Source organism: Sphaerobacter sp. (assembly GCF_019683595.1).
Lineage (GTDB): Bacteria > Chloroflexota > Chloroflexia > Thermomicrobiales > Thermomicrobiaceae > Sphaerobacter.
The window spans coordinates 1-7189 of the sequence record NZ_JADGHZ010000169.1 but is presented as its reverse complement, the minus strand read 5'-3'; the positions used below and the strand labels follow the sequence as shown (position 1 = coordinate 7189).

Here is a 7189-nt window from a genome sequence, read left to right as displayed (position 1 = left end):
GTGTTTTTGTCAAACCCCCCCACCCCCGCGGGGGCGCGGGGGCGGCGGCCCCGCGGCCCCGGGCGCAGCGAAGGATCTCGGGGTGGTGTGGCCGGTCCAACGCGAGATCCTTCGCTGCGCTTAGGATGACATGAGTCTGTACCCAGGCACAGCGGGAGTCTTGCCGTCAGGCAAGTTGGCCTCCCCGGCGCATGCCCTACGCCGCGCAGGCGAACCAGGCGCTGGCGGCGAGCCTGAAGGGCAAGCTGCTTCTCATCCACGGCGACATGGATGAGAATGTCCACGTCTCGTCGACGTTGGTGGTGGTGGACGCCCTGATCAAGGCCAACAAGGACTTCGATCTGCTCATCATGCCGAACCGGTTCCACGCCTGTGGCAACGATCCGTACTTCGTGCGGCGCCGGTGGGACTACTTCGTGGAGCACCTGCTTGGCGCCGAGCCGGTGCGGGGCTACCGGATCAGCCTCGCACCCGGGGAATGACGGGGCGGCGACGCGCCTCGGGAACGTGTGGAAGGGAAGGAATGCTCCGGTGGTTGTAGGGGACACTCGGGTGGATCAGCGGGCAGCGAGTCTGACCGACCGCGTGCTGTCGTCCCTGGAGTATCGCTGTGTCGGCCCGCATCGCGGTGGGCGCGTGGTGGCGGTCGCGGGTGACGTGTCGGACCCGATGACCTTCTACTTCGGGGCCTGCGCCGGCGGCGTGTGGAAGACCACGGACGGCGGGCAGACGTGGCGCAACGTCTCCGACGGCTTCTTTACCACGGCCGCGGTCGGCGCCATCGCGGTCTCCGAGTCGGACCCGAACGTGATCTACGTGGGAACCGGGGAGACGTGTATCCGCAACAACGTCTCGCACGGCGATGGGGTCTACAAGTCGACCGACGGCGGTCGCACCTGGACCAACATGGGCCTGCGCGACACGCGGCACATCGGCAAGATCGTGATCCATCCGGAGAACCCGGACCTCGTCTACGTGGCGGCGTTGGGGCATGCGTTCGGGCCGAATGAGGAGCGCGGTGTCTTCCGGTCGAAGGACGGCGGGCAGACCTGGGAGAAGGTGCTCTACAAGAGCCCGCGGGCCGGATCGCACGACATCTCGATGGACCGCAACAACCCGCGCATCCTGTACGCCGCGATCTGGCAGGCCCAGCGCTACCCGTACAAGCTGGAGAACGGCGGCGAGGAGTGTGGACTATGGCGCTCGTTCGACGGCGGCGACACCTGGGAGGAGATCACGCGCAACCCCGGCTTGCCGAAGGGTGTACTGGGCAAGATCGGCGTGGCCGCCTCGCCGGCGAAGCCGGGTCGGGTCTGGGCGATCATCGAGGCCGAGGACGGTGCCGTCTTCCGCTCGGACGATTACGGCAACACCTGGATCCGGCTCAGCGAGCAGTCGCTGCTGCGCACGCGCCCCTGGTACTACATGCACATCACGGCCGATCCCAAGGATCCCGACACGGTCTGGGTCCAGAATTACAGCCTGTGGAAGTCGACCGATGGGGGCGCCACCTTCCAGCGGGTCACCACGCCCTACGGGGATGAGCATGCGCTCTGGATCGACCCCAACAACCCGCTGCGCATGATCGACGGGAACGACGGTGGTGCGAGCGTCACGTTCAATGGTGGCGTGAGCTGGTCGAGCATCTACAACCAGCCCACCGCGCAGCTCTACCACGTCACGACCGACGATCAGGTGCCGTACCGGGTGTACGGGTCGCAGCAGGACAACACCGCGATCAGCATCCCGAGCCGCTCGCTCGACGGGGCGATCCACGAGCGCGAGTGGTACGCCCCGGGCGGTGGCGAGAGCGGCTACATCGCCATCAAGCCGGACGACCCGAACATCGTCGTGGCGTCGGGGCCGGCCGGCCGGCGGGCCTACAACGACATCATGACGATGTACGACCACCGCACCAAGCAGAAGTGGAACATCACGGTCTGGCCGGAGCTGTACGGCTGGGGCGTCGGGGCGGAGAGCCTCAAGTACCGCTTCAACTGGACCTTCCCGATCATGTTCTCGCGTCACAACCCGGACGAGCTGTACGTCTGCTCCAACTACGTGCACCGGTCCACGAACCTGGGCGCGAGCTGGGAGGTCATCAGCCCCGACCTGACGCGCAACGACCCGGACAAGCTTAAGCCCTCCGGCGGCCCGATCACGCGGGACAACACCGGCGCTGAGGTCTACTGCACCATCTTCGCGTTCGTCGAGTCGCCCCACGAAGCGGGCGTCTTCTGGGCGGGGTCCGATGACGGCCTGGTGCATATCTCCAGGGACGGCGGGAAGACCTGGCAGAACGTCACGCCGCCCGACCTGCCGGAGTGGGCGCTGATCAGCATCATCGAGCCCTCGCCGCACGACCCGGCGACGGCGTACATCGCCGCGACGCGCTACAAGTGGGACGACACGACCCCGTACCTCTACAAGACGAACGACTACGGGCAGACCTGGACCCGAATCACCAACGGGATCCCGTCGCACGAGTTCACCCGCGTCATCCGCGAGGATCCGAACCGTCGCGGGCTGCTCTACGCCGGTACGGAGACCGGCATCTACGTCTCGTTTGACGACGGGGCGAACTGGCATCGCATGGGCGGGAACCTCCCGGTAGTGCCGATCCACGACTTCGTCATCAAGGGGGTCGAGCTGGTCGTTGCCACGCATGGCCGCTCGTTCTGGATCCTCGATGACCTGACGCCCCTGCACCAGCTCAAGGACGGCGTCGAGGATGGGCAGGTGTACCTGTTCCAGCCGCGGCCGACCATGCGCATGCGCACCGACGGGGGACTTTGGCGGGAGCCGATCGTCGGGACGGTCAACTACACTCGCGCGGGGACCAGCCAGGTGGCCATCCTGCCGGTGCAGCAGCCGGATGGCTCGGTGAAGCAGCAGCTCCTGAACGCGGGTGAGAACCCGCCGAGGGGGGTGGTTATCCAGTACTTCCTGCCGGAGGCGCCGAAGGGAGACGTCACGCTGACGATTCTGGACGCCGACGGCAATGAGCTGCGCAGCTTCACCAGCGCGGACGACAACGTGCCGGCGAAGCCGGGGGTGAACCGCTTCCTCTGGAACTTCCGACTGCCGGGCGCCCCGCGGGTCGAGGCGCCGGACCTGCAGCCCTGGCACCGCGACGACGGGCCTATGGTGCTGCCCGGCACCTATCAGGTCCGGCTGACCGTCGACGGCCGGAGCCAGACCCAGTCGTTCGTGGTCGAGCCGGACCCGCGGATCAAGACCAGCAGGGAGGACTTGCAGGCGCAGTTCGACTTCTTGCAGGACATCCTGGCGGCGCTGGCGAAGACCAACGAGACGATCAACCAGATCGATCTCGTGCGCGGGCAACTCGACCAGTGGGAGCGGCGGACCGCAGGAGAGACGAGCACGCCCAAGGTCCGGGAAGCGACCCTCGCGCTGCGGGACGAACTGAACGCGATCCGACCGCTGCTGATCGACGTGAACATGAGCCAGTCCCAGCTCTGGCCGAGCGGGCTGCACGAGAAGTTCAACGCCCTGTTCGACTCGGTCGACAGCGCGGACTACGCACCGCCGCAGCAGGCGCGCGACGTGTTCGCCGAGCTGTCGGCGCAGTTGGAGGCGGCCGTCAGCCGCTTCCATGAGGCGCTGCGGACGCATGGTCAGGCCCTCGACGCGGCTGTTCGGGAGGCGGGGCTGCCCGTAGTCGGCCTGTCAGGGTAAGCTCTGAGCAAGTCGCAGGTGTGGCCGGCGACGTCTCCCGGTCTTGCGATCGGGAGATCGGCATGCCCTGAGGGTGTGCCGCGCGTGGCGACCTGCGCAGGGTTCCGGTCGGGCGCCCGCCGGGCGCTCGCAAGGATCAGGAGATACGATGCGCGGACCGTTTCAGAATGAGCCAGCATTGGATTTCTCCCTCCCGGAGAATCGGGCGGCGATGCGGGCGGCGCTGGAGCAGGTGAAGAGCCAGCTCGGGCAGCGCTATCCCATCGTCATCGGCGGTGAGCGGCGGGAGACGGGCGAGTGGATCCGCTCCGTCAACCCGGGCAACCCGGATCAGGTCGTGGGCCTGGTCGCCAAGGCGCGGGCGGCCGATGTCGAGGACGCGGTGAAGGCGGCCGAGGCGGCATACCAGGAGTGGCGGCGGATGCCGGCCAGCGGGCGCGCCAGCGTGCTGTTCCGCATGGCGGCGATCATCCGGCGGCGTAAGCTGGAGCTGGCGGCCTGGATGGTCTACGAGCTCGACAAGCCCTGGGATGAGGCCGAGGGCGAGGTCTGCGAGGCGATCGACTTCCTGGAGTGGTACGGGCGACAGGCGCTGGAGGTGGCGCAGCCGGTCCAGTTGAGCCACATCCCGGAGGAAGCCGTTCAGCTCTACTGGGTGCCGCTCGGCGTCGGCGTGATCATCCCGCCGTGGAACTTCCCCTGCGCCATCCTGACCGGGATGACGATGGGGCCGGTCGCGGCGGGCAACACCGCGATCCTCAAGCCGGCCAGCAACACCCCGGTCATCGGCTACAAGATGTTCGAGATCATGGAGGAGGCCGGGGTGCCGGCGGGCGTAGTCAACTTCCTCCCGGGCAGCGGTGCCGAGGTGGGCGACGCACTGGTCGATCACCCGCGGGTGCGCTTCGTCAACTTCACCGGCTCCAAGGACGTGGGCGTCCGCATCTACGAGCGGGCGGCCCGGGTGCAGCCGGGACAGCGGTGGCTCAAGCGGGTCGCGGCGGAGATGGGCGGCAAGGACGCGATCATCGTCGACGCCGATGCCGACCTGGCTGACGCGGCGCAGGGCATCGTCGCGGCCGCTTTCGGCTTCTCCGGCCAGAAGTGCTCGGCCTGCTCGCGGGCCATCGTGCACCAGGACGTGTACGACGAGATCGTGGAGCGCGTCGTGGCGCTGACGCGGGAGACGGTCAAGGTCGGCTCGGGCGAGAGCGGCGAGGCCACCGTCTGCGCCGTGGTTGATGAGAAGCAGTACCGCACGATCCTGAACTACATCGAGATCGGCAAGCAGGAGGGGCGCCTGGTGCTCGGCGGTGAGCCGGCCGAGGGACCGGGTTACTACATCCAGCCGACGATCTTCGTCGACGTCCCGGCCGACGCCCGCATCGCCTGCGAGGAGATCTTCGGCCCGGTGCTGGCGATCGTGAAGGCAAAGGACTTCGACGAGGCGCTGGCCATCGCCAACGCGAGCGAGTACGGCCTGACCGGGTCGGTCTACTCGCGGAACCGGGCCCACCTGGAGCGGGCGCGGTTCGAGTTCGAGGTGGGCAACCTCTACCTGAACCGGAAGTGCACCGCGGCGCTGCAAGGGGTGCATGGCTTCGGCGGGATGAAGCTGAGCGGGACGAACACCCGGGCGGGTGGTCCCGACTACCTGCAGCACTTCATGGAGTTGAAGTCGGTCGGCGAGCGGCTCTAGCTCGACTAAGCGGGAAAGGGTGGCATTGTCGTGACGGCGCATGGATCGTCGACACTCGGGGACAATCCCCTCGGCCAGGTTTCGGCCTCGGTGAACCTGGTGTTCCGCAAGGGCATCCTGATGGCCACGTCGAACCGGTGGGTGTCACGGTTCGTGCGCCGATACGGCATGCGCCTGGGCGCGGGCCGCTTCGTCGCGGGCGAGACCTTCGACGAAGCGGTCCCCGTCCTGCGCCGGCTCAACGAGGAAGGGCTGCGCACCAACACGACCCTCCTCGGCGAGGGGGTGCGCGACGCGACCATGGCCCGCGCCGTGGCCGATACCTACTGCGACGTGCTCGACCGGATCGCCGCCGAAGGGCTCCAGACGAACATCGCGCTCAAGCTGACGCACCTGGGGCTCGACCTCGGGGAGGATGTCGCGTACGAGAACGTGAAGCGGGTCGTCGCCCACGCGGCGACCGTGGGCAACTTCATCCGCATCGACATGGAGGAGTCGGCGCGCGTCGACGCCACGCTGGCGATCTACCGCCGCCTGCGGGCCGACGGGTTCGACAACGTCGGCACCGTCCTCCAGGCGATGCTCTACCGCACCGCGCGGGACCTCGAAGACCTGCTGCCGCTCAAGCCCAATCTGCGGCTGGTCAAGGGGGCGTACCTGGAGTCGGCCGACGTTGCCTACCAGAAGAAGCGCGAGGTCGACCAGAACTACCTCTACCTCGCGGAGCGGATGCTCGATGAGTGCGGCTTCACCGCGATCGCCACGCACGACGAGCGCATCATCGCGCATGTGATCGACTACACCCAGCGCCACGGCATCGGGTCGGACCGTTTCGAGTTCCAGATGCTCTACGGCATCCGGCCGCAGTTGCAGCGCGACCTCGTGCGGCGGGGCTACCGGGTGCTGGTGGCGACGCCCTACGGCAGCGAGTGGTACCACTACCTCATGCGCCGGCTGGCCGAGCGCCCGGCGAACCTGCTGTTCGTGCTCCGCGGGCTGGTGCGCTAGGGCGTCGGGCCGGGGCAGCGCGCTCCTCCGGCGAGAATCGCCACCATCCATCGATGCGTGCGTGAAGGCAGGCGGGGCAGGTCCCCGCCTGTGCTATGGCTCTTGATCGGGACGCCGCGTGGGGACGAGAATCCCACGTGAAGGCGCCTGCGCGCCGCGCGGTGGAGGTACCCGTCCGCCGTGGTTGACCGGCCGGCGGTTGGGAAGGACGTGATCCGATGCCAGGACTCCGTGGGGTGTACAACATTCTCTCGACGCCGTTCCGGCCGGACGGCTCGCTCGACGAGGCCAGCCTGCGGCGGCTGACCGAGGCCACCATCGGCATGGGCGTCGATGGGATCACCGTCCTGGGGGTGGCCGGGGAAGCGCAGAAGCTGCTGCCGGAGGAGCGCCGCCGGCTGACTGAGATCGTCATGGAGGTCGCCGCCGGGCGGGTGCCGATCATCGTCGGCACGTCCCACGACGGAACCGAGGCGACGATCGCGGCCAGCCGCGAGGCCCAGGCGGCCGGCGCGGCCGGCGTGATGGTGGCGCCGCCCACCTTCCTGCAACCCGGCCCCGCCCTGACCCGGCACTACGAGCGCGTGGCCGCGGCGATCGACATTCCGATCGTGCTGCAGGACTTCCCGCCGGTGAATGGGGTGACCCTCTCGCCGCGGGCCATGGCCGATCTGGTGCGTGCCGTGCCGGCGATCACCACGATCAAGCTGGAGGACCCGCCGACGCCGCAGCGCACGGCCCAGACGCTGGAGCTGCTGGAGGGGCGGGCTACCATCGTGGGTG

At 68.3% G+C, this 7189-nt stretch carries 4 protein-coding genes and 1 pseudogene; all 5 read left to right on the top strand.

Annotated elements, in window-relative coordinates; translation table 11 throughout:
• Nucleotides 1–206: 206 nt before the first annotated feature.
• Nucleotides 207–482: pseudogene (locus IRZ30_RS14140) on the top strand (prolyl oligopeptidase family serine peptidase); the annotation flags it as partial.
• A 70-nt stretch (nucleotides 483–552) separates the two neighbouring features.
• Nucleotides 553–3699 carry a glycosyl hydrolase gene (locus IRZ30_RS14135; RefSeq protein ID WP_294086092.1) on the top strand — a complete coding sequence of 1049 codons (3147 nt, stop codon included), beginning with the start codon at nucleotides 553–555 and terminating at the stop codon, nucleotides 3697–3699.
• Between the two features lie 148 nt (nucleotides 3700–3847).
• A complete protein-coding gene (gene pruA / locus IRZ30_RS14130; protein WP_294086091.1) occupies nucleotides 3848–5398 on the top strand; it encodes an L-glutamate gamma-semialdehyde dehydrogenase in 1551 nt (516 codons plus the stop codon).
• A 30-nt stretch (nucleotides 5399–5428) separates the two neighbouring features.
• Nucleotides 5429–6406, top strand: coding sequence for a proline dehydrogenase family protein (locus IRZ30_RS14125; RefSeq protein WP_294086090.1), 978 nt, complete (start codon nucleotides 5429–5431; stop codon nucleotides 6404–6406).
• Between the two features lie 218 nt (nucleotides 6407–6624).
• Nucleotides 6625–7189 (top strand): dihydrodipicolinate synthase family protein (locus IRZ30_RS14120; protein ID WP_294086089.1); only part of this gene is annotated, 565 nt, incomplete at its 3' end.